Raw genomic sequence first — 23,324 nt, forward strand, 5'->3', positions numbered from 1 at the left:
CGCGGGGGCGTCCACAGATGGATGGCGATGACGTGGCCGCCGGTGGCTCAGAATTCCACCGGCTCCAGCGGCGCACGGGTCTTTTCGAAGTCGCGCAAGGCCGCTTCCCGCTCGGAAATATAGTTGCGCGTAAAGGGCACCGCCTCCAGTTCGTGCGACAGCTGAATCTGGAAGATCGACAGGTTGTCGTAGAGGAAGGCCGTTTCCGACGAGGCGAGATAGAACTCCCACATGCGGAAGAACCGCTCGTCGTAAAGCCGGATCGCTTCTTCCTTGCGCGCGGTGAACCGCTCGCGCCAGGCCCGCAGCGTGTGGGCATAGTGCATCGGCAGGATCTCGATATCGCGGATAACCAGCCGCGCCTTTTCGATTGCGGGCACCACTTCCGACAGCGCCGGCATGTAGCCGCCGGGAAAGATATATTTCTCGATCCAGGGATTGGTCGCCCAGGGCTTTTCCGCCTGGCCGATCGAATGCAGCACCATCACGCCCTTGGGCGCCAAAAGGCCGGCCATCTTGGTGAAGAAATTGCCGTAATTTGCCATGCCGACATGCTCGAACATGCCGACAGAGACGATGCGGTCGAACTGCCGATCGACCATCGTGCGGTAATCCTGCAGCTCGAAGCGGACGCGGTCTTCAAGCCCGCGCTTTTGCGCCCGGACGCGCGAGACTTTCAGCTGTTCCTCGCTGAGCGTAATGCCGGTGACATTGACGCCAGAAGATTCAGCCAGATACATGCCCATGCCGCCCCAGCCGGAACCGACCTCCAGCACCGTTTGTCCGGGCTGCAGCAGGAGCTTGGCGGCGATATGGCGCTTCTTGGCCGCCTGTGCCTCGTCCAGACTGATGCCGGGCGGGTCGAAATAGGCGCAGGAATATTGCCAGTCCTGATCCAGAAACAAGTCGAACAGCTTGCCGTCGAGATCGTAATGATGGGCGACATTGTGCTTGTTGCGATTGACCGGCAGGCGGCTCTTGATCTGCTGCTCGGCCACATGCAGAAGCGCTGTTGCCGTATTGCTGATGGTGGCCGCCTTTTCCAGGCCGTTGGCCTTCACCATCGATATCAGATCGAAGATATTGCCCTCGTCGATAACGATGCGGCCTTCGACATACATTTCGCCGAAGCGCAGGCCCGGATCGCGCAGGATGGCTTTTTCGGCCTCCTCATCCAGCGTTCGCACGGTGACGGGAATGCCGGACCCGTCGCCGAGAATGGCACGTTCTCCAGACGAGAGGATGAGTGTCAGATTGCCTTTTTGAACCAGCCGGCGGAAAATTCTCAGAAATGTCGTGTTCATTCCGGACCTCGACCACAGATGCTAAAACATTCTGGTGAATGGTCACGTGCCGCCGGCCTTGGTTATGCCGGACGTTCGGAAACGAGAAGAACCGCAGCTGGAGCGCCGTCGGCGTCGTCCGGGGCACACGGGATGTGCGGCAACGCTGAAACGGTCGCCGTCCGGCTGCCGGACAGATCGTCTGGGCACCCCGGCCGGGGAGCTCTATCCATCAGAACATCCGCTAGGATAATTCCATTTTAGCATTGCGCAATAGGTGCACTGGTCCCTCAAGGATTTATTTGCTTAGCAAATCCTTCGCGGTCAAACGGCCATTACGCCCTCGCCTGCAAGCCTTTCGCGATCATGCGGACGATCAAGGTCGAGCTCTGGGCCGAGCGGCACGATCAAGGTTGGGTTGATATGGGCGATGGAGTAGTAGCCGCGCTTGATATGATCGATCCGCGCCGTCTCGCGGATGCCGGGCCATTGATAGATTTCCCGCAGGTAATTCGACAGGCTGGGATAGTCCTCCAGACGCCGCAGATTGCATTTGAAAGCGCCGTGATAGGCGGCATCGAAGCGGATCAGCGTAACGAAGAGGCGGATATCGGCTTCGGTGAAATGGGTGCCCGCAATATAGCGGTTGCTGGAAAGATGGTCTTCCAGCGTATCCAGCATGCCGAAAAGGCTGGTGACCGCTTCCTCATAGGCGCCTTGCGTCCTGGCAAAGCCTGCCCGGTAGACACCGTTGTTGACCCGGTCGTAGATCGGCGCGTTCCAGCGGTCGATGACCGGCCGCAGGCTTTGCGGATAGAAATCCTGGCTATCGCCCGTCAGATGGTTGAAGGCCGTGTTGAGGATGCGGATGATATCGGCAGACTCGTTGTTGACGATACGGCCTTGCCTGCGATCCCACAGCACCGGCACGGACACCTTGCCGGTATAGTGCGGGTCCGATGCGGTGTAGAGTTCATGCTGGTAGCGGATCTTGCCGGCGCGCGGACCGGCATCCTGCGGCTCCTGATAGGTCCAGCCGTTTTCGCCAAGTTCCGGCTCGGAGATCGACACCGCAACGATATCCTGCAGCCCTTTCAGGGCGCGCATCATCAGGGTGCGCGACGCCCAGGGGCAGATGAAGGCAACGAAGAGCTGATAGCGCCCGGCTTCAGCTGGAAGGGCCGCCTGCCCGTCCGGGCCCGGCGATCCATCGGCCGTGATCCAGCTGCGAAAGCTGGTCGGCTCGCGGTGAAAGGCGCCGTTCTTCATCTCGCTGGCGGCGACATCCCCCGTTTCCCATTTTCCATCGACCAGCTGCGGCATTGTCTCGTCCCCGTCATTGTCCCGGCAAAAGCCCGGAACTGCCGGGCTGTCACGCCCTCTGGAATCTCATGGACCTGCGAAAACGGCAAGGGTGCAGACCCGCAACAGACTGTTCGATGATTGGCACCGCCGTTCGGCCTGTCCAAAATGCTTGACGCATGATAATTATGTCGATAAATCTCGACATATGGACAATATTGACACCATCGCGGCTTTTGCAGCCCTTGCCCAGACCACGCGCTTGGATGCCTTCCGGCTGCTTGTGACCCACGAACCGGATGGACTGCCCGCCGGCGAAATCGCCCGGCAGCTGGAGGTTCCCCACAACACCATGTCCACCCATCTGGCGATCCTGCAGCGTGCCGGGCTGATCACGGCGGAACGGCAGAGCCGCTCGATCGTCTACCGCGCCAGCCTCGACAGCCTGCGCACCGTGGTGACGTTTCTCGTCAAGGATTGCTGCTCGGGCCATCCCGATCTCTGCGCACCGCTGATCGCCGACCTCGTGCCCTGCTGCGCGCCAAAGGAACAGGGCCATGCCTGACCGCTTTGCCTATCCTCTTCTTCCCCGCCCTGAACACCGCATCAACGTGTTTGACAGTCAGAAAGACGCAGCCTGAATCATGTCAGCATTCGAACGCTACCTTACGGCCTGGGTTTTCCTGTGCATCATCGCCGGCATCACGCTGGGCTACATCATGCCAGGGATGTTCCAGGCGATCGGCGCTGCTGAAATCGCCCGGGTCAACATACCGGTTGCCGTGCTGATCTGGCTGATGGTTATTCCGATGCTGTTGCGCATCGATTTTTCGGCCCTTCGCCATGTCGGACAATACTGGCGCGGCATTGGGGTCACGCTTTTCATCAACTGGGCCGTGAAGCCCTTTTCGATGGCACTTCTGGCATGGCTTTTCATCGGCTGGCTGTTGCGGCCGCTGCTACCTGAGGCGCAAATCGATTCCTATATCGCCGGCCTCATCATCCTTGCGGCAGCTCCCTGCACCGCCATGGTCTTCGTCTGGTCCAATCTGACGAGGGGGGAGCCGCATTTCACGCTGTCGCAAGTTGCCCTCAACGATGCGATCATGATCGTGGCGTTTGCACCGATCGTCGCCCTCCTGCTCGGACTATCCGCAATCACAATCCCGTGGGACACGCTTCTCTTGTCCGTCGGTCTTTACATCATCTTTCCAGTTCTGGTTGCGCAACTGATCCGCAGGCGGCTTTCAGCCAGTCCCGGATCGCTCGACCACCTCCTTGCCAAACTTCAACCCGTGTCTCTTCTCGCGCTCCTGACGACCCTGGTTTTGCTTTTCGGTTTCCAGGGGGAACAGATCATCGCACAGCCGGCGGTGATCGCGCTGCTTGCAGTGCCCATCCTGATTCAGGTCTATTTCAATTCCGGGCTGGCCTATGTGCTGAACCGCCTGGCAGGCGAAAGGCACTGCATTGCCGGCCCCTCCGCCTTGATCGGTGCATCGAACTTTTTCGAGCTCGCCGTCGCGGCCGCGATCAGCCTTTTTGGTTTCCACTCCGGCGCAGCCCTTGCCACGGTGGTCGGCGTGCTGATCGAAGTGCCGGTGATGCTGTCGGTGGTGTGGATCGTGAACCGGAGCCGGGGATGGTACGAGCGCGGTCTGCCGCTCAACAAAACGACTGACACCAGGAGTATCCAGCCATGACCGTCACCATTTACCACAATCCGGATTGCGGCACGTCGCGCAACACGCTGGCGATGATCCGCCATGCCGGGATCGAGCCTGAAGTGATCGAGTATCTGCAAAACCCGCCGGGACGGGACGAACTCAAGGCGATGATCGCGGCGGCTGGCCTTAGCGTGCGCGCTGCAATCCGCGAAAAGGGCACGCCGTTTGACGCGCTTGGGCTTTCCGATCCTGCACTCAGCGACGGCCAGCTGCTCGATGCCATGCTGGCACATCCGGTCCTTATCAACCGACCTTTCGTCATGACGCCGATGGGCACACGGCTGTGCCGCCCGTCCGAGGTCGTGCTCGACATCTTGCCCAATAGGCATCAAGGCGCCTTTGCCAAGGAAGACGGCGAACAGGTGCTCGATGCTGGGGGCAAGCGCATTGTCTGATTTTCCCGCAGCCAGCACCGACCATCTTGCCCAACCGGATATCGCGGCTTTGCGGCCGGCATTTTCCAGCCACCCGCCGCGCATCCTCATCCTCTACGGTTCCTTGCGGAGCGTGTCCTACAGCCGTCTTCTGGCGCAGGAGGCGGGCCGCCTGCTCACACATTTCGGCGCGCAGGTGGAATTTTTCAATCCGGAAGGCTTGCCCCTCCCAGACGCCGCCCCGGCCAGCCACCCGAAAGTGCAGGAATTGCGGGAGCTATCCCTGTGGTCGGAAGGTCAGGTCTGGGTGAGCCCGGAGCGGCACGGCGCCATGAGCGGCATCCTGAAGGCGCAGATTGATTGGATCCCGCTCTCGGTCGGATCCGTGCGGCCGACGCAGGGGCGCACGCTGGCGATCCTGCAGGTGAGCGGCGGTTCGCAGAGCTTCAACGCACTCAACCAGATGCGCATTCTCGGCCGCTGGATGCGGATGATCACCATCCCCAACCAGTCCTCCGTCGCCAAGGCCTACCAGGAATTCGACGCCGACGGCCGGATGAAGCCATCGCCCTATTATGACCGCGTTGTCGATGTGATGGAGGAACTGATGAAGTTCACGCTGCTAACGCGCGATGCCTCAAGCTATCTCACCGACCGCTACAGCGAACGCAAGGAAGAGGCAGGCAAACTTGAACAGCGGGTCGCGCTGAAGAGCATCTGACGAAGTGAAAAAGGCGCCGTTTCCAGCGCCTTGGTCTTACTTCGGGAATTCCAGGCCCATCTCGCGGAAACGTTCGGGGTCGTCGCCCCAGTTTTCGCGGACCTTGACGAACAGAAACAGGTGGACCGGCTGTTCGAGGATTTCGGAGAGTTCCTTGCGCGACGCCATGGAGATCGCCTTGATCGCGTCGCCGTTCTTGCCGAGCGCAATCTTCTTCTGGCTATCGCGCTCGACATAGATGACCTGCTCGATGCGCACCGAGCCGTCCTTGCGCTCTTCCCATTTCTCCGTTTCGACATGCGACGAATAGGGCAGTTCCTGATGCAGGCGCAGGAACAGCTTTTCACGGGTGATTTCGGCGGCGAGCTGGCGCATCGGCAGATCGGAAATCTGGTCTTCCGGATAGTACCAGGGACCCTCCGGCAGCTTCATGGCGAGATAGTCGAGCACGTCGTCGCAGCCGGAACCGGTCAGCGCCGAGATCATGAACGTGCGTTCGAAATCGACGAATTCGTTGGCGGCGGTCGCAAGCTTCAGCAGGTCTTCGCGTTCGACCTGGTCGATCTTGTTGAGAACCAGCATCTTCGGCTGTTCGACATGCTTCAACCCTTCAAGGATGGTTTCCGCATCGCCTTTCAGGCCGCGTTCGCTGTCGATCAGCATCATGATCGCGTCGGCATCCTTGGCGCCGCCCCAGGCGGTCGTCACCATGGCGCGGTCCAGACGGCGGCGCGGCTTGAAGATGCCGGGCGTGTCCATGAAGACGATCTGGGCGCGCTTGTGGATGGCAATGCCGCGCACGATGGCGCGGGTTGTCTGCACCTTGTGGCTGACGATCGACACCTTGGCGCCGACCAGCTTGTTGACCAGCGTCGACTTGCCGGCATTGGTGGCGCCGATCAGGGCGACGAAACCGGACCGGGTCGGGCCCTCTCCGGTGTCTACTGCTGTTGGTTCTGTTTCGCTCATCGTGTCCGTCATTTCCGATTGGGCGACCGGGCGCCGCTGAGGCGCGCAAAATCGCATTGTCCATCAAAGGATTGCCTGATCTTTCGGGAGGAACCGTGCCTCCGGACAGATCAGGCCGTCGTCGCTTTCTTCCAGACGCCTTCGCGCTCCAGAATTTTCGTGGCGGCCACCTGTTCGGCGGCGCGCTTGGACCGGTCGATGCCCGTTTCGGGGCCGATGCCGGGTATATCGACCGTCACAGTGAAGCGCGGATCGTGATCCGGGCCGGAGCGGTCGTCGATGCGGTAGCTTGGCGTCACGCCGAACTTGGCATGGGCCCATTCCTGCAATTCGGTCTTGGCATCGCGCCGCGCGCCATCGACCCGGCTTGCCCGCGACGACCAGTGCCTCTGGATGAAGCCACGGGCCGCCTCCAGCCCGCCGTCGAGATAGATCGCCGCGATCAGCGACTCTACCACATCGGCGCGCACATTGAGCATCGATTTTCCCGTGAGTTTCTTCACGTCGGCGCCGGTGCGGATGAACAGATGCAGGGACAAGGAATCAGCCACAAGCGCGCAGCTATCGGCGCTGACGAGCTGGTTGAGGCGAACCGAAAGCTCGCCTTCGTCGGCATCCTTGAAGGTATCGAACAGCAGTTCGGCAACGCAGAGCCCCAGCACGCGGTCACCCAGAAATTCCAGCCGCTCGTAGTTGGACCCCTTGGCGTTGCGGGCGCTGGAATGGGTGAGCGCCCGGTCGAGCCGTTCCTTCTGGGCAAAGCTGTAGCCGATCGTGACTTCCAGCCGCTGCCGGTCCTCTGTGTTCAGCGAACGGCCCTTGCTCATTCGACGCCCTTGAACAGGCGGTCGTAGCGCAGGTTGGCCGGCCATTTCCAGATTTCGCGGAAGGACGTGTCGTTGCCGAGCGAGAAGAAGATCATCGAGGCGCGGCCGATCAGGTTTTGCGCGGGCACGAAGCCGACGTCAAAACGGCTGTCGGCCGAATTGTCGCGGTTGTCGCCCATCATGAAATAATGGCCTGCGGGAACGATGAACTCGCGGGTATTGTCGCCGCGCGAATCGGGAAACTGGTCGAGCGTGTCGAAATTGACACCGTTATCGAGCGTCTCGCGATACACAGGCACATCGGCGCCGGTGTCATACTGATCATCGGCGCGGAACATGCCGTCCGGCACGCGCTCAACGGCCTTGTCGTTGACATAGAGAATGCTGTCGCGCACCTGGACCTTATCGCCCGGCAGGCCGATCAGGCGCTTGATATAGTCGATGTCCGGGTTCGGCGGGAAACGGAACACCACGACATCGCCGCGCTTGGGTTCGCTGGCAAAGATCCGGCCCTCGAACAGGTCGGGCGAGAACGGCAGCGAGTATTTCGAGTAGCCATAGGCGAACTTGTTGACGAAGATATAGTCGCCGACAAGCAGCGTCGGCATCATCGAGCCCGACGGGATGGTGAACGGCTGGAAAAATACCGTGCGGATCACCACGGCCAAGAGAAGCGCCTGGATGATGACCTTGACGTTTTCCCAAAGGCCGCCGGCCTGCTTCTTGTCGATATGTTCTGCCACGCGACTTGTTCCTTGATCTGGACCCGCCCGCGCTTGAAAGCCGGGCGGAGAATTGCTTGGAGTTCCGTATCCTGCCGGGTCATCCGATCGGAGGCTGCTTCACGCCTATCGCGCGCGGCGCCGTCCTTTCAAATGAACCTCAGCCCGATTATACGGTCCACGTCATCGAGACATGCTCTAAACGCTTCCTCAATCTTGAGCAACGGGCAGAGCTTCAATTATGACGAAGGCCTGCGCCAGGGGAAAATCGTCGGTGATGGTCAGGTGGATAACGCCGCGATGGCCATCCGGCAGGATTTCGGCCAGCCGCGCTGCAGCCCCGCCGGTCAATTGCATGGTCGGCTTGCCGCCCGGCAGATTGACGACGCCCATATCCTTCCAGAACACGCCCTGCGAAAGACCGGTTCCCAAGGCCTTCGAACAGGCCTCCTTGGCGGCAAAGCGTTTGGCATAGGATTCGGCGCGGTTCTTGCGGCCTTCCGACTTGCGGATCTCGACATCCGTGAAGCAACGATGGCTGAAACGCTCACCGAAGCGTTCAAGCGAACTGGCGATACGCCGGATGTCGATCAGGTCACTGCCGATGCCGATAATCATCGAAATGAAAATACCTTAAAAGAGAGGGCCACAGGCGCACCCGGTGCACCCTTTGCCAAATATTGCGGTTCAACAGCCGTCAGCGCTCAGACGTCCTCAGCGAAGGCGACGCTGCGGGCGCGCAGTTTGTTTTGACGGCGCATCTGGCGGCGCGACTGGAATAGCCGGGCGGCATAAAAGGCTGCCACATAGAAGACGGCCGCACTGACCGCCGCAAGCGGCAATGAGCCGATCAGCATCGGCTTCAAGACCGGCTCCCAAAGATGCGAAAATTCGAGATGGCGCAGCATATGCAGGATATCCTGGCCGGCCATCGCACCATTGCCCTCCGTCCCCAGCACGATCAGGCCAACCTCATAGGTGGCCGCCAGGATGAACGGGATGGTCAACGGATTGGCTAGAGCCGTGGAAATGCCGGCTGCGATCATGTTGCCGGACAGGAGATAGGCAAAGGCGAGCGCGATGAGAATGTGAAAGCCGACAAATGGCGTGGCGGAGGAGGCAGCACCGGCGGCAACGCCGACCGCGATCGAATGGGGCGAGGACGACAGGCGCAGCACGCGCATCGACAGATACCGCAGCCCGCGCGAAAAACCCTTTCGCGGCCACAGGAATTCACGGAGCTTTCCCGACCAGGTCGGCGGTTTTTTGCGTCTGAACAACATAGGCTCTGATAGACGATGCGGATATGGCTGTTCAATGGCGGCTGCGCGAAAATCGGCATTTCAAGCGCTACAGGTGCAAAAACGCCGCGCTTGCGCTGATATCGGTGGGCGCTTAGAAGCTGCGTATCAGGCGCAAAAAGACAAGCTGCTATACGCTCTTTGCATAGGTCCCGGCAGCCTACCGAAGCAGGCAGCCGGACAGGGGGCATAGATTAGAACGAGTTGCGGAACAGGCCGCGGTCGATCTGACGCTGACGGTATTCCAGGTCGATCCGGTCGAGCGAACCATTCAGATAGTTCAGTTCGCGGTCTTCGACAGACGGGACGCGCAGGGCGTTGGTGATCTTCTTCAGTTGCTTAAACATGGTAAACCTTCTTTCGTTTACCTCCCGACGCTGAAGATAGTGGACGCGGCGTGTATGCACCAGAGCTACTAAAAGGCGGCAGCCATGCACTCCGCGCATGGCCAGCCTATTTTCGCCGCAAAGAATGCACAATCAAACGGCAATTGCCGCCAAGCTATGCGCAAGAGCTGTCAATTCCGGCGAAACAGAGGCGCCGCCGGACAGTGCCGCCCTCAAACGATAGGCAAGTGCCTGCGGCCTTACTCGAACACCCGCTTGACCGTGGACACGCTTGGCAGGTCGCGAATTTGGGTGATCAGGTGGTTGAGCTGGCGCAGGTCCCAGACTTCGATATCCAGCTGGAACTCGCTAAAATCGGCCGCCACCTGCCCCATCGACAGGGTACGGATATTGATATCGCTGGTGGCGACGGCCTGGGCGATTTCGGCCAATGTGCCGGGTTCGTTGAGCGCGTTGATCTGGATGCGCGCCATGAAGCGGGTGTTGTTGGCCTCATCCAGATCCCAGCGCACATCGATCCAGCGCTCGGATTCCTCGTCGAACTTCTGCAGGCTCGGCGACTGGATCGGGTAGATGGTGATCCCCTTGTCCTTCTCCATGATCCCGACGATGCGGTCGCCGGGCACTGCGCCGGACGCGCTGAAATGCACCTCGGCATTGCCGGACAGGCCGCGGATCGGCAGGGCTTCCGGCCCCTCTCCGTCCAGGACGTCGAACATGTCCTTGGGACGGCCGGGGAGTTTGAAGACCATGCCGGCGGCGCTGCGCATGTTGAACCAGCCATCGTCGCTGGGCTTGATGGTGACACGCTCGTCCTGGTGATCGGGATAGACGGCGCGCAGCACATCGAGCGAAGACAGTTCACCACGGCCAACGGCAGCGATGGCATCCTCGATCTCCTTGTGGCCGAGCCGGTGCAGGACCGGCTTCATGCCCTCGCGGGTGAACGACTTGCCGGCGCGCTCGAACGTGCGCTCGAGAATACGGTAGCCGAGGCCGGAATATTGCTTGCGCACGGCTGCACGGGTTGCGCGCCGGATGGCGGCACGGGCCTTGCCGGTCACGACGATCTCTTCCCAGGCCGGCGGCGGCACCTGGATGCCGGAACGCACGATCTCCACCTCGTCGCCATTGTTGAGACGGGTGACCAGCGGCATGATGCGGCCATTGATCTTGGCGCCGACGCAGGTATCGCCGATATTGGTATGCACCGCATAGGCAAAATCGATCGGCGTCGCGCCACGCGGCAAAGCGATCAGCTGGCCCTTCGGCGTGAAGCAGAAGACCTGGTCCTGGAACAGTTCGAGCTTGGTGTGCTCGAGGAATTCTTCGGGATTATCCCCTTCGGCCAGCGATTCGATCGTCCGGCGCAGCCAGGAATAGGCGTTCGACTTCGGCGACAGCTTCACCTCGCCGACCGGCTCGACGCTATCCTTGTAGAGCGTGTGCGCGGCAATGCCGTATTCGGCGATCTCGTGCATCAGCCGCGTGCGGATCTGCAGCTCGATACGCTGGCGCGACGGACCGACGATGGTGGTGTGGATGGACTGGTAGTCGTTCTGCTTCGGCGTAGAGATATAATCCTTGAACCGGCCGGGAACGACGCGCCAGCGGGTGTGGACGATGCCGAGCGCCCGGTAGCAATCGGGAATATCGGCAACGATGATGCGGAAGCCCCAGACATCGGACAGCTGTTCGAAGGAGAGCGACTTCGACTGCATCTTCTTGAAGACGGAATAGGGCTTCTTCTGGCGCCCCTTGACCAGAGTGCCCGTCAGGCCCCTCGCCTGCAGCAGTTCGCCAAGCTCGTCCTCGATCTTCTTGATCAGCCCTTCATTGCGGGTCGACAGCTCTTCAAGGCGGCGGGTGACCGTCTCGAAGGCTTCGGGATTGATATGGCGGAAGGAGAGGTTTTCCAGCTCCTCGCGCATGTCCTGCATGCCCATGCGGCCAGCGAGCGGCGCATAGATATCCATCGTCTCTTCAGAAATCCGCGCGCGCTTTTCCGCCGACATATGATCGAGCGTGCGCATATTGTGCAGCCGGTCGGCGAGCTTGACGAGCAGGACGCGCACATCGTCGGAAATCGCCAGGAGCAGCTTGCGCAGGTTTTCCGCCTGCTTGGCCTTCTTGGTGACGAGATCGAGCTTCTTGATCTTGGTCAGTCCCTCGACCAGCGCGCCGATATCCTCGCCAAAAAGATCGTCGATTTCGGCGCGGGTCGCCGTCGTGTCCTCGATCGTGTCGTGCAAAAGAGCGACCGCGATGGTCGATTCATCGAGATGCATCTCGGTGAGAATGGCTGCGACTTCGAGAGGGTGGGAGATATAGGGATCGCCGCTCGCCCGCTTCTGCTGGCCATGTTTCTGCATGGCGTAAACATAGGCCTTGTTGAGAAGCGCCTCGTTCACATCGGGCTTGTATTTTTGAACGCGCTCAACGAGCTCGTATTGGCGCATCATCCGCGAGGGGCTCCAGGAGGGGTCCGGAAAAAAGAGAGGTCCGGAAAACAAAAAGTGCGCCAATCATAGGAGTGGCGCACTGCTTTGCAAATACCGGCGCCGCGCGAATTCCAAACGAAAACGCGGCATTGCATCAGAGCAGCGCGTCCGGCCGCAAGGCCAGACACCGCATTGGCTCAATAATCGTCGCTTTTTTCCGGCGGAACCAGGCCTTCGATGCCGGCCAGCAGCTCTTCTTCCGACATACGGTCGAAGGTGACGACTTCCGGCTGATCGTCTTCGCCCGACTGATCGGCAAAAACGGATGCAGCATCGCCGCTGATCATCGAAGCCGGATCGGGCTCGGGCTCATCGACTTCGACATGCTTCTGCAGCGAGTGGATCAAGTCTTCCTTCAGATCGCCCGGCGACAGCGTCTCATCGGCGATTTCGCGCAGCGCCACGACGGGGTTCTTGTCGTTGTCGCGATCGATGGTGATGGCAGCGCCCTGCGAGATCAGGCGGGCACGGTGGCTTGCCAGAAGCACAAGCTCGAAACGGTTATCGACTTTGTCGATGCAATCTTCAACGGTGACGCGGGCCATTGCCTGTCCTTTGGATCTCAAGAGCGCAACTCAAATCACGGATGCCGTTCGACAACCCGTTGCTGCGCCGATTAACAACACCGGAACCCGCCCAGCCGTCGGCTTGACGGTATGCACGGCTCCGATTTCAGGAATTAACCTGCCCGATACAATCAAACCCACATAAATTCAAGTTTTTCCTGCAATGGGGAAAAAGATATCCGGAAATCCGTGCGGAACGCGCGGCTGCGATAAAATTAAAATCCGGTAACCACGGCGCATCGATTGGCTTTGACATCTGCCGAAATGATGATTGAATATCGCTAACCCCTGATGGGCCATGGAGAAATTGACATTCGCGCCGATGCCGCCCGGCCCCGCCCATCAGAAAAAAAATCTAAACAAAGCCGGATCTCTCTTATTTCTGGCAAAAAACTGCGAGAAATAGCTATTCCAAGCGCAATTTTCTTAGACTAAAGCGAATGCTGGCTTTAGAAAGCTGGAATATGATGAAATCTTAATGTATTCGGACTGTTCTGCCGCAAGGACGTTTATACTCGCCTGGGTTGAAAACAAAAAACATTGAGACAACAAAAAGGAATTACGATGTTCGACCCACGCGAAAAAATCGCGCTCTTTATCGATGGGGCCAACTTGTACGCCGCTTCGAAAAGCCTTGGTTTCGACATTGATTATCGCAAGCTTCTCAAAGCCTTCCAGAAGCGGGGTTACCTGCTTCGGGCGTATTATTACACGGCGCTGATCGAAGACCAGGAATATTCATCAATCCGGCCATTGATCGACTGGCTAGACTATAACGGTTACAAGGTTGTGACAAAGCCGGCCAAGGAATTCACTGATTCTCTCGGCCGCCGCAAGATCAAAGGCAACATGGACATCGAATTGGCCATCGATGCGATGGAACAGTCCGAAACCGTGGATCACCTGGTGATCTTTTCCGGCGACGGCGATTTCACCACGCTGGTGGAAGCGCTGCAGCGCAAGGGCCGCAAGGTTTCCGTCGTCTCCACCATGTCGACGCAACCCCCCATGATCGCCGACGATCTGCGCCGCCAGGCCGACCATTTCATTGAGCTTGTGAGCCTGAAAGCCGAAGTCGGCCGCGACCCTTCGGAACGCCCCGTGCGGGTGACGGAGCCGGTCCACGACGAATTCCACGATTGACATCAAAAAGGACCGGCTGATCATCCAGCCGGTCCTTTTTTTTAATATGCGAATGCGGCTTGCCGCTTAGCGATCCTTCAGCAACCGGCTCTTCTGCCGGTTCCAGTCGCGTTCCTTTTCGGTCTCGCGCTTGTCGTGCAGCTTCTTGCCCTTGCCCAATGCCAGTTCCAGTTTCGCCCTGCCCTGATCGTTGAAATAGATCTTGAGCGGGATGAGCGTCATGCCGTCGCGGTTGATCGCGCTTTGCAGCCGGTGGGCTTCCCGTTTGGACAGGAGAAGCTTGCGGCGGCGGCGCGGCTCGTGGTTGAAACGGTTGGCCTGCAGATATTCCGGCAGATAGGAATTGATCAGCCACATCTCGCCACCCTCGTCGGTGGCGTAGGATTCGGCGATATTGGCTTTGCCTTCGCGCAGCGACTTGACCTCGGTGCCGGTCAAAACCAGACCGGCCTCGTAGGTATCCATGATCTCGTAATTGAAGCGGGCCTTCCGGTTCTCCGCGACAATTTTCTTGACCACACGCTGGCTGCCCTTCGGTGCCATCAGTTGATCAGCCCCGCATGAATAAGGGCCGCATCGATGGCAGCCTCGGTTGCCGGCTCCAAGGTGGACAAAAGCGGCGAACGGACGGTGCGGCTCATCTGGCGCAGGCGGTTGAGCGCGTATTTGGCGCCGCACAGGCCAGGCTCCATGAAGATCGCCTTGTGCAACGGCATCAGCTTGTCCTGGTAGTCAAGCGCAGTTGCATAATCACCGGCAAGCGTGGCTTCCTGGAACTGCGCACACAGGCGCGGCGCCACATTGGCGGTGACCGAGATGCAGCCGACGCCGCCATGGGCGTTGAAACCGAGCGCGGTCGCGTCCTCGCCGGACAGTTGTACGAAGCCTGCGCCGCAGGACAGGCGCTGCTCGGAGACGCGCTCGATCTTGCCGGTCGCATCCTTGACGCCGATAATCGACGGATACGCCTTGTGCAGGGCGGCCATCGTCTCGACGCTCATATCCACAACCGACCGGCCGGGGATATTATAGATGACAACAGGCAGCTTGATGCTTTCGGCGACAGCGGCAAAATGGGCGAACAGCCCCTTCTGGGTCGGCTTGTTATAATAGGGCGTCACCACCAGAACGGCGTCTGCGCCGGCTTTTTCGGCATGCTGCGCCAATTCGACAGCCTCTGTCGTGTTGTTGGAGCCGGCGCCGGCGATCACCGGCACGCGCTTGGCCGCCGTCTCGATGCACAGTTCCACCACACGTTTATGCTCGGCATGGGACAAAGTCGGCGATTCACCGGTCGTGCCGACCGGCACCAGACCGTGACTGCCTTCGCTGATCTGCCATTCGACATGCGCGGCAAAGCTATCCGTATCCACAGCGCCGGAGGCGGTGAACGGGGTGACGAGTGCGGGAATGGATCCCTTGAACATGCACGACTCCTGACGGCCCGGGAGCTTGAAACCAACCCACGCTTTAGCCGCATTTCATGGTTAGAAAACTGGCGCACCTTAATCATGTGCAATGCCTGCGGCAAGCTCTCTATCGCGCCATTCGTTGCCGGTTCCCGTCTATTGCGCCGGTTTGAGCGGCAGTTTCGCGCTTTTCAGGGCCGGTCCATGGGCCAGAATGGACGCGCCGATATTTATGGGATTGAATGAAAACCGGTAACCTTTCGTTAGCAATTGCATCGCCAAATGAGAGACTGTCAGGGGCAAGCGTGGGGTTCTGGATGCGTGGGCAAATGTTACGCCGCATGATTGCGACGCTCAGCGCGTCGGCCGTGCTGTTCTCGGCCATTTCCGCTTCAGCGCAGGGCCTTCAGGTACCCTTGCCCCGGTCGAAGCCGCAGGCACTGGTAGGGCAAACGCTGGTGAAGACCGGACGGGCACCCTCCTCCGGTGTTGCAAGTTCCGAGGTTACCGGCTCCATCATCTCTGCCACCGCCGCGATCCCGGTCAATTCGAACCTGAAAACCGGCCTTGACGCGCTCTCCAACCGGGATGCGGCAAAAGCCATTCTTGCGCGCGACGCCATGGCCAAGGGCACGCTCGACCGGCATATCCTGACCTGGGCGATTGCCACGTCCGGTCAAAAGGGCGTTCCGTCCTATGAGATCGCCGCCGCGCAGCAGGAATTGAAGGGCTGGCCGGGGCTGAGCGCATTGCGTGCCAATTCCGAACGCGCCATGTACCGCGAAAATCCGGCGCCCGCCGATATTCTCTCCGCGTTCGGCACGACGCGGCCGGAAACGCCGGATGGCACGATTATTCTGGCGCGGGCTCTGCAGGAGACCGGCGAGCGCAATGCGGCAGCAAAATTGTTGCGCGGCCTCTGGCTGAAAGATGCGCTCGACACCGATACCGAGACCAAGGTCCTGGCGGAATTTCCAAGCCTTCTGACGGCAGGCGACCACAAGCAGCGCATGGAAATGCTGCTCTATCGCGGCCGCCTCGACCAGGCCAGCCGTTTCAGCGATCTCGGCAAGGCGCAATCTTTGTACCGCGCCTGGATCGCCGTTGCCAAGAAGGCTGCAAATGCGGAGGCTTTGATTGCGGCTGTCGACCGTTCATGGGCCAATGAGCCGGCCTATCTGTTCATCCGGGTCGAATATCTGCGCAAGCAGCAGAAATACGAGGAAGCGGCCAAGCTTCTGGCTGGGCTTTCGAAAGACAAGGATGCGCTGGTCAATCCGGGCGAATGGTGGGTGGAACAGCGGATCATCAGCCGGGGGCTGCTCGACCAGGGCAAATTCAAGGCCGCCTATGCGATCGCGGCAAACCATTCCGCCGTCAATCCGGCCGATATTGTCGATGCCGAATTCCATGCCGGCTGGTATGCTCTGCGGGGTCTGAAGGACGCGCCAACCGCCGCGCAGCACTTCCAACGCATCCTGCAGGCCTCCAACCGGCCGATTTCGGTTTCGCGCGCCTGGTATTGGCTGGGGCGCGCTGCCGAAGCCGGCGCTCCCGGCGATGCACAGGATTATTTTGCCAAGGCAGCAACGCTTCCCGGCACCTTTTACGGGCAGCTTGCCGCAGCGAAGCTCGGGCGCAAGGGGCTGAATGTCACCTATCCATCGCCGTCAAGCGACGATCGCGCCCGGTTCGAGGGCCGCGAGGCGGTGCAGGCGATCGCACGGCTAGAGGCGGCGGGGCATGGCTGGCGGGCTGACAATCTCTACCGGGCGCTGGCCGACGAGCTGACGAGCCCGGGAGAACTCGCCATTCTTTCGGCGCGCGCGGAAAAAGCCGGTGGCCATCAACTGTCGCTGCAGATCGGCAAGATTGCCTTCGGCCGCGGCATCGACGTTGCGGCCCTTGCCTTCCCGATCGGCGTCATTCCGGCCAATGCCAATATCAGCGGTGCGGGCAAGGCACTCGCCTATGCCATCGCCCGCCAGGAAAGCGCGTTCAATCCGGCGGCGATCTCGCCGGCCAATGCGCGCGGACTATTGCAGATCCTGCCGGGAACGGCCAAGGGTGTTGCCGGGCGGCACGGCCTTGCCTATTCCCAGGAACGCCTGACGACCGACACCGCCTATAATGCCACGCTCGGCGCGCATTATCTCGGAGAACAGATCGACGATTTCGGCGGCTCCTACATTCTGACCTTCATCGCCTATAATGCCGGTCCCCGCCGCGTGCCGGACTGGATCAACCGCTATGGCGACCCGCGCGGCAAATCGATCGACGACGTCGTCGATTGGATCGAGCGCATTCCCTTTGCCGAAACCCGCAACTATGTGCAGCGGGTCATGGAGAATTATCAGGTCTACAAATCAAGGCTCGGACAAACTGCCGATATCGTCCAGGATCTGCGCGTAGGGCGTTAGCAGGCTGCTGACAAACCCTGTTGACGCTTGTTTGACGAGAGCGATACCCCACTCTCCGTCATCCTCGCCCTTGTGGCGGGGATCCAGCGACCCGACGTCCGTCGGGTCAAAAGACTCTTTCAGCTCAAGGACTTGAGCTGGCTGAATCCCCACCACAAGCCCTCGGGTTAAACCCGAGGGGGGATGAGGGGATTTTGCAGCTCGCGCAATTTCCCAAATGGACTGCAAAATTCCGGGAATATGCTTTGTCAGCATCCTGTTAGAGCACTCAAGCTGGGACAGCCCTGAACAGCATAAAGCACAAAGTCCGCCGTCCCTCTTTCAGGTCCGGCGTTAGCCGCTATGCTTCTCCCCATATGTGCGAAGGGAGACATCGTGACGAACGGGATCAGCTTTCAGGAACACCGGTTTTCATCCAGCGACGGATTGCAGCTTTATGCGCGCGATTATGGCCGTGCCGATCCGCAAACGGCGGCATCGCTGCCCGTCGTTTGCCTGCCGGGCCTCAGCCGTAACAGCCGTGATTTTCATCGTCTGGCAATGCAGCTTTCAACCCATCCGCAGCGCCCACGCCGCGTCATCGCGCTGGATTATCGCGGGCGCGGGTTTTCGGACTGGGACACGGACAAAAGCCGGTACCAGCTTCCCGTGGAGGCGCAAGATGTCCTCAGCGCCTGCGAAAATCTTGGTATTGCAAAGGCAATCTTCATCGGCACGTCCCGCGGCGGCCTGATCCTGCATTTTCTTGCCGCCATGCGGCCCGCCCTGCTTACAGGCATCGTGCTCAACGACATCGGACCCGTCATCGAAATCGCCGGATTGCTGCAGATCCGGCACTATCTGCAGGCGCAGCAGCCGTTGCAATCCTTTGAACAGGCGATCGAAAGCCTGAAAAGGACGCATGGTGCGGCCTTCCCTGCCCTTGATGATGACGACTGGGCAGATATGGCGCAGGCGATTTTCCGGGAGAAAGACGGTGTCATCACCGCCGATTTCGATCCGGCCCTCATCGAGCCGTTGAAGGGCATCGACGCAGACACTCAAGTGCCCGATCTCTGGACGCTTTACCAAGGCTTTCAGACAATGCCGCTGATGGTGATCAGGGGTGAAAATTCGAACATCCTGTCAGAAGCCACCGTCTTAGAGATGGGAAAACGGCATCCGGGCCTGAAAGTGGTCACCGCTGCGGGCCAAGGACATGCACCGCTGCTACACCGGCCGGATCTGCTGACGAACATGACCGCATTCATCGACGGGATTGCCTAAGAGCACCGCCCTATAGACTGCTTCAAACTCTAGACTCAATGGCAAAACGCAAAAAAGCCCGGTCTTTCGACCGGGCTTTCCATCACTGATATAAAAATCAGAGATTAGAAGTCGCGCTGCAGACGAACGAAACCTCTCCACTGGCTGTCCGAAGCACCGGTCAGGCCATTGCCAGCTTCGTCAGCGTCTGTGTAGCTAACAGTTGCGAGCGAACGGAGGCCTTCAGTGATCTGGTAGCCAGCCGTCAGGCCAACGCGCCATGCATCAACGTTTACGAAGTCAACATCGCCGAAGTACTGAGCCGACGGGGTGATGAAGAGCTTGTCAGTAGCCTGGATCTTGTATTCAGCATAAGCCGACCACTCGGAAACGTCCCAGTAGTAGTTGGCGTCTGTTGCGTAGATACCAGCGATGCCGAGCGTGCCCGGGCCGATGTCAGCAGTGACGATCGCACGGAATGCAGCTTCTTCAGCGTTGAAGTCGTAGCTGCCGATGATCGTAGCCTTAACGCCACCGAGGCTGAAGCCGATGAGACCGCCAGCGCCGATATCGTCGTTGCCGTTGTCGCCTGTACCAAAGAGGGCAGTTGCGCCTTCGAGTTCTTCAACAGCAACACCAACCTGGAACGTGCCACCATCGTAGGTGTAACGAATACCGTTGAGCGATGTGTCGTTCGAGGACAGAACGTCAGCTTCGCCGTTCAGATCGGCGTCCCACCATGTGTAGTAGTTACCAACGTCGAAGCCAGCAATGCTGATCCAGGCTGCGTCGAGGTAAACGCCATCATCCTGCTCGGCATTGATAACGATAGCCGAAGAAAGCGCACCATATTCAGTGTCGTTCTTGGCTTCGAATACCAGCTGACCGCGGGTGAAGGCATTCAGGTCCGTGCTGTCATCGCTGAAGCCGTTTTCCTTGTATTCCAACTGTGTACGGACATAACCGCTGATCTTCAGGCAGGTTTCCGTGCCCGGGATGTAGAAGTAGCCTGTGCCGAATGCGTCGCAAACGCGAACGTATTCCAAAGGCTCCGGCTCAGCAGCTACGATTGCGTCAGCTGCCTGGGCGCCGGATACTGCTGCGAGAGCTGCAGCGGAGCCGAGAAGAAGGCTCTTGATGTTCATTTCTGACCTCCAGTCAGAAATGCCTCGTCCCAGCGCGTTTGGCCTTCCCTCCACAACCCCGACCAGTTCCGGGAAGGCCAAACGCTCGCCGACTTTGCGCGCTTATTTATGCCGCTCTAATATCGGGACGCAGACATCCAGATCGTGAGAGGCAAGGTGTGCATATCTCATGGTCATCTGAAGAGTTTGGTGACCGAGCCACATCTGGACACGGCGGATGTCAATGCCGCCTCGTACCAGTCTCGAAGCGCAGGTGTGGCGAAGCACGTGAGGAACAACGTCGTTATCGGTCGCCAAGCCCACTTCCATCTTTGCTTGGTTCCATACAGCACGGAATTGCTGCTGATCGATCGTGACGAAGGGACCGATCTGTTGGGGGCGCCGAGCGACTGACAAGGCGGCGCGCGACGTCAAAGGAACTGACCGGCTTCTACCGGACTTAGTGACCCAGAATGTCACGCGATCATCATTAATATCGTTCCACCGCAAGCTGATCGCCTCACCCAGGCGCGCGCCCGTGTCAACCAGGAAGACACAAAAGCGATGATAGTGTTCAGAATGGCGCTCGATCGCGGCAAAAAGCCGATCCTCCTCGTCATATTCGAGAAAGCGGATACGGCCAGATTTCTCTTTTTGCCGCCTAAACTCGGGTAAACTGTGGATCTCTCCCATTTTAAACGCCTTCCGCAACAGCTTGCTCAGTGCAGCCATCTTCCGATTGATGGTGGCATTACTGTTGCCGCGTTTGCGAAGTGAGGCGATCAGGCTATCGAGCATTTCGTCAGTGAATACCGAGAACTCAGGCGTAACCAGCAGAGTGTGGAGTTCATATATAAAGGCCGTCACATTATATTTGTGAGAACCTGGCTCCCAGAGCAGATCTCCGTACCGCTCGAAGAGCAGCTTGAGAGATACGCTTTCTACCGGTTTGGCGAGGCGGCCGACAGCGAATTGGTAATGGAGACTGTAGGCTCCGATACCTGCGCTTCCAAAGTCGGCGTTGCCGCCTGCTTTGTCTCGATCTCGGCTCAATGAACATCCTCCAAGGAGGAGACAATTCAAAGACTGCCGCGATCTGTATTCAATTCACAACCTGCATCGAACGGATCGTCAAACGCTGCACCGTCAACAACAGTTACCTAAAAGCAACAGCCCGCAACCCCTGAAAGAGGTTGCGGGCAATTTGCAATCCGATCAGATGATCAGATTAGAAGTCGCGCTGCAGACGGACGAAGCCGGTCCACTTGCTGTCTTTGCCGTTGGTCAGGCTGGTGTTCGCGTCATCAGCGTCTGTGTAGTTAACAGTCGCCAGTGTGCGAAGACCTTCAGTGATCTGGTAGCCGGCAGTTACGCCAACACGCCATGCATCAACACTGCGGAAATCGACATCGCCGAAGTACTGAGCAGCCGGGGTGATGAAGAGCTTTTCAGTGGCCTGGATCTTGTATTCAACAGCAACGGTCCACTCGGAAACATCCCAGTAGTAGTTGGCGTCTGTTGCGTAGATACCAGCGATGCCGAGCGTGCCCGGGCCGATGTCAGCAGTCAAGAGCGCACGGAATGCAGCTTCTTCGACGTTGAAGTCGTAGCTGCCGATGATCGTAGCCTTAACGCCACCGAGGCTGAAGCCGATGAGACCGCCAGCGCCGACGTCATCATTGCCGCTGCCGTCTGTCGGGAAGAGGATGCTTGCGTCTTCGAGCTCTTCAACAGCAGCACCAATCTGGAACGTGCCACCATCGTAGGTGTAACGAATACCGTTAAGCGACGTGTCGTTCGAGGACAGCGAGTCAGTTTCGCCCGAGAGATCGGTATCCCACCATGTGTAGTAGTTACCAACGTCGAAGCCAGCGATGCTGATCCAGCCTGCGTCGAGGTAAACGCCGTTGTCCTGCTCAGCGTTGATAACGATAGCCGAGGAAAGTGCACCGAATTCAGTGTCGTTCTTCGCTTCGAATACCAGCTGACCGCGGGTGAAGGCGTTCAGGTCGGTACCGTCATCGCCGAAATCATTTTCACCGTAGTTCAACTGCGTACGGACATAACCGCTAATCTTCAGGCAGGTTTCCGTGCCCGGGATGTAGAAGTAGCCTGTGCCGAATGCGTCGCAAACGCGAACGTATTCCAAAGGTTCCGGCTCAGCAGCTACGATTGCGTCAGCTGCCTGGGCGCCGGATACTGCTGCGAGAGCTGCAGCGGAGCCGAGAAGAAGGCTCTTGATGTTCATTTCTGACCTCCAGTCAAAAGTTTCAAACAGGTCTGGGTATTATACTGAAGGACAGTATTCCCTGCCCCATCCCCAACATTTAAGAAGTCGGACGATCAACCGCCCTTGCTTCCGGAGTTGAAAATACAAGACGGGGCCGCTGGCGCAATCACCAACTTGTCAGTTCGCTCTGTTTGGTACGCCCTTCCCCCTGCGCTGTTGCTGAAACGACACAAAATGGCCTCAAGCGGGGGGAAGTTATTAACAAGACCTTAAGAAAACCCTTTGTTCATCGGGGGTTAGCCGCACTCCTGACGCTGCAACGCGTTTCATAACGGGGCAAAAATGGGGCGAAACCGCGCTGCGCTAACGGATTCGCATCACCGCGAAGCAAGCGTCGAGAGGACGTGAACGGCAATCCGCAGGAGGCAAGACACAAAATCACGATCCGATTTGCCGCAAGGGCGGCGCGATTCTGAGAATCACGGGAGCGAATTGCCCCGGTTGCGATTCGTGCAAGGCTCGGGTGAACGGCCAAAACTGTGAGTGCCTCACTGGATTGCGCACTCCATCTTTCGCGCCAGCGCGCTCGATCGCCATTTCGGACGAATATCTAGAAAGGGATACAATAGAGCTCTGAGGGTCTCGGCTGATTTTGATAACGGGACTGGTGGCGGCGAGACCGGTGCACCGTCACAACGCAATTGGACATCATGCAAACCGGAGCAGCATCTCTCGTCTCACGCAACGTGATCATGCGCGGGAATCAAACGGGAGGAAAAGCAGCGAGGTGTCTAGTGACTACAAAAGCGACAATATGCGGCTTGAGGCTGATGCTCGGCGCGGCAATCGACAGAGCAGCGGGTGCGATGGAGAATCTCGATGGTAAGGTCTGATGGCGGAGAAGATGGGATTCGAACCCACGATACCCTTCCGGGTATACTCCCTTAGCAGGGGAGCGCCTTCGACCACTCGGCCACCTCTCCGTTAGCGCCTGACTAGAGTCAGGAGCCTTTCATTGCAAGGGGTTTTTGCGGTTTCCCGCGACAAAGTTGATTTTCCACGGTCCTTGCCGCTGTGCGGTGCCACGCAATCGGGCCAGCTTTGTGGCGATCT

General features: G+C 59.0%; 22 protein-coding genes and 1 tRNA gene. 7 read left to right on the forward strand and 16 right to left on the reverse strand.

The window, feature by feature from the left end; genetic code table 11:
- Nucleotides 1–47: 47 nt before the first annotated feature.
- Nucleotides 48–1,304 (reverse strand): SAM-dependent methyltransferase, encoded by a 1,257-nt coding sequence (locus PYR65_RS16345; protein WP_060641392.1) that lies wholly within the window; start codon nt 1,302–1,304, stop codon nt 48–50.
- 303 nt (nt 1,305–1,607) lie between these two features.
- Nucleotides 1,608–2,606 carry a glutathione S-transferase family protein gene (locus PYR65_RS16350; protein ID WP_276118728.1) on the reverse strand — a complete coding sequence of 333 codons (999 nt, stop codon included), beginning with the start codon at nt 2,604–2,606 and terminating at the stop codon, nt 1,608–1,610.
- A 187-nt stretch (nt 2,607–2,793) separates the two neighbouring features.
- Here PYR65_RS16350 and PYR65_RS16355 point away from each other — a divergent pair, with 187 nt between their 5' ends.
- The 4 genes from PYR65_RS16355 to arsH all read left to right on the forward strand — a co-directional run bounded on the left by PYR65_RS16355 (nt 2,794) and on the right by arsH (nt 5,407).
- Nucleotides 2,794–3,150 carry an ArsR/SmtB family transcription factor gene (locus PYR65_RS16355; protein WP_276118729.1) on the forward strand — a complete coding sequence of 119 codons (357 nt, stop codon included), beginning with the start codon at nt 2,794–2,796 and terminating at the stop codon, nt 3,148–3,150.
- 79 nt (nt 3,151–3,229) lie between these two features.
- Nucleotides 3,230–4,288, forward strand: coding sequence for an ACR3 family arsenite efflux transporter (gene arsB / locus PYR65_RS16360; protein WP_276118730.1), 1,059 nt, complete (start codon nt 3,230–3,232; stop codon nt 4,286–4,288).
- Complete coding sequence (arsC, locus tag PYR65_RS16365; RefSeq protein ID WP_276118731.1) at nt 4,285–4,707, forward strand: arsenate reductase (glutaredoxin); 423 nt, start codon at nt 4,285–4,287, stop codon at nt 4,705–4,707. Before arsB ends, arsC begins: the two co-directional genes overlap by 4 nt.
- Complete coding sequence (arsH, locus tag PYR65_RS16370; RefSeq protein WP_276118733.1) at nt 4,682–5,407, forward strand: arsenical resistance protein ArsH; 726 nt, start codon at nt 4,682–4,684, stop codon at nt 5,405–5,407. The genes arsC and arsH overlap by 26 nt, the downstream gene beginning before the upstream one ends.
- Nucleotides 5,408–5,443: 36 nt before the next feature.
- On the opposite strand, the gene era is transcribed toward arsH, so the two are convergent.
- From era to rpoZ, 8 genes are all read right to left on the reverse strand, one after another.
- Nucleotides 5,444–6,376: a GTPase Era gene (gene era, locus PYR65_RS16375; protein ID WP_407951243.1), complete on the reverse strand. Its 933-nt coding sequence runs from the start codon at nt 6,374–6,376 to the stop codon at nt 5,444–5,446.
- 110 nt (nt 6,377–6,486) lie between these two features.
- Nucleotides 6,487–7,203, reverse strand: a complete 717-nt coding sequence (gene rnc, locus PYR65_RS16380) for a ribonuclease III (protein WP_276118735.1) — start codon at nt 7,201–7,203, stop codon at nt 6,487–6,489.
- Nucleotides 7,200–7,946 (reverse strand): signal peptidase I, encoded by a 747-nt coding sequence (lepB, locus tag PYR65_RS16385; protein ID WP_060641398.1) that lies wholly within the window; start codon nt 7,944–7,946, stop codon nt 7,200–7,202. Before lepB ends, rnc begins: the two co-directional genes overlap by 4 nt.
- A 189-nt stretch (nt 7,947–8,135) precedes the next feature.
- Nucleotides 8,136–8,543, reverse strand: a complete 408-nt coding sequence (gene acpS, locus PYR65_RS16390; RefSeq protein ID WP_060641399.1) for a holo-ACP synthase — start codon at nt 8,541–8,543, stop codon at nt 8,136–8,138.
- Between the two features lie 86 nt (nt 8,544–8,629).
- The gene (locus tag PYR65_RS16395; protein ID WP_060641400.1) at nt 8,630–9,208 is read right to left on the reverse strand and encodes a DUF2062 domain-containing protein; all 579 of its coding nucleotides are present in this window, start codon (nt 9,206–9,208) and stop codon (nt 8,630–8,632) included.
- A 212-nt stretch (nt 9,209–9,420) separates the two neighbouring features.
- Nucleotides 9,421–9,573: a DUF3563 domain-containing protein gene (locus tag PYR65_RS16400; RefSeq protein WP_082546971.1), complete on the reverse strand. Its 153-nt coding sequence runs from the start codon at nt 9,571–9,573 to the stop codon at nt 9,421–9,423.
- 239 nt (nt 9,574–9,812) lie between these two features.
- On the reverse strand, nt 9,813–12,035 hold the full coding sequence (locus tag PYR65_RS16405; RefSeq protein ID WP_060641460.1) for a RelA/SpoT family protein: 2,223 nt from the start codon (nt 12,033–12,035) through the stop codon (nt 9,813–9,815).
- 176 nt (nt 12,036–12,211) lie between these two features.
- Nucleotides 12,212–12,619, reverse strand: a complete 408-nt coding sequence (gene rpoZ / locus PYR65_RS16410; protein WP_060641402.1) for a DNA-directed RNA polymerase subunit omega — start codon at nt 12,617–12,619, stop codon at nt 12,212–12,214.
- A gap of 585 nt (nt 12,620–13,204) precedes the next feature.
- On the opposite strand from rpoZ, the gene PYR65_RS16415 reads away from it, so the two are divergent.
- Complete coding sequence (locus PYR65_RS16415; RefSeq protein ID WP_060641403.1) at nt 13,205–13,783, forward strand: LabA-like NYN domain-containing protein; 579 nt, start codon at nt 13,205–13,207, stop codon at nt 13,781–13,783.
- 66 nt (nt 13,784–13,849) lie between these two features.
- Here the strand turns inward: PYR65_RS16415 and smpB are convergent, their stop codons facing one another.
- Together smpB and dapA are read right to left on the reverse strand one after the other, a co-directional pair.
- Nucleotides 13,850–14,326 carry an SsrA-binding protein SmpB gene (smpB, locus tag PYR65_RS16420; RefSeq protein WP_060641404.1) on the reverse strand — a complete coding sequence of 159 codons (477 nt, stop codon included), beginning with the start codon at nt 14,324–14,326 and terminating at the stop codon, nt 13,850–13,852.
- On the reverse strand, nt 14,326–15,210 hold the full coding sequence (gene dapA / locus PYR65_RS16425; RefSeq protein WP_276118736.1) for a 4-hydroxy-tetrahydrodipicolinate synthase: 885 nt from the start codon (nt 15,208–15,210) through the stop codon (nt 14,326–14,328). Before dapA ends, smpB begins: the two co-directional genes overlap by 1 nt.
- A 299-nt stretch (nt 15,211–15,509) precedes the next feature.
- Here dapA and PYR65_RS16430 point away from each other — a divergent pair, with 299 nt between their 5' ends.
- Nucleotides 15,510–17,612 (forward strand): lytic transglycosylase domain-containing protein, encoded by a 2,103-nt coding sequence (locus PYR65_RS16430; protein ID WP_276118737.1) that lies wholly within the window; start codon nt 15,510–15,512, stop codon nt 17,610–17,612.
- A gap of 342 nt (nt 17,613–17,954) precedes the next feature.
- Nucleotides 17,955–18,878: an alpha/beta fold hydrolase gene (locus tag PYR65_RS16435; RefSeq protein WP_276118738.1), complete on the forward strand. Its 924-nt coding sequence runs from the start codon at nt 17,955–17,957 to the stop codon at nt 18,876–18,878.
- Between the two features lie 104 nt (nt 18,879–18,982).
- Here the strand turns inward: PYR65_RS16435 and PYR65_RS16440 are convergent, their stop codons facing one another.
- The 4 genes from PYR65_RS16440 to PYR65_RS16455 form a co-directional block, all read right to left on the reverse strand.
- Nucleotides 18,983–20,002 (reverse strand): porin, encoded by a 1,020-nt coding sequence (locus PYR65_RS16440; protein WP_276118739.1) that lies wholly within the window; start codon nt 20,000–20,002, stop codon nt 18,983–18,985.
- 102 nt (nt 20,003–20,104) lie between these two features.
- Nucleotides 20,105–20,980 (reverse strand): tyrosine-type recombinase/integrase, encoded by an 876-nt coding sequence (locus tag PYR65_RS16445; protein ID WP_276121082.1) that lies wholly within the window; start codon nt 20,978–20,980, stop codon nt 20,105–20,107.
- A 229-nt stretch (nt 20,981–21,209) separates the two neighbouring features.
- A complete protein-coding gene (locus PYR65_RS16450) occupies nt 21,210–22,229 on the reverse strand; it encodes a porin (protein WP_276118740.1) in 1,020 nt (339 codons plus the stop codon).
- An 875-nt stretch (nt 22,230–23,104) separates the two neighbouring features.
- Nucleotides 23,105–23,194, reverse strand: a tRNA-Ser gene (locus tag PYR65_RS16455).
- Nucleotides 23,195–23,324: the final 130 nt, after the last annotated feature.

Source organism: Pararhizobium qamdonense (genome assembly GCF_029277445.1).
GTDB lineage: Bacteria > Pseudomonadota > Alphaproteobacteria > Rhizobiales > Rhizobiaceae > Pararhizobium > Pararhizobium qamdonense.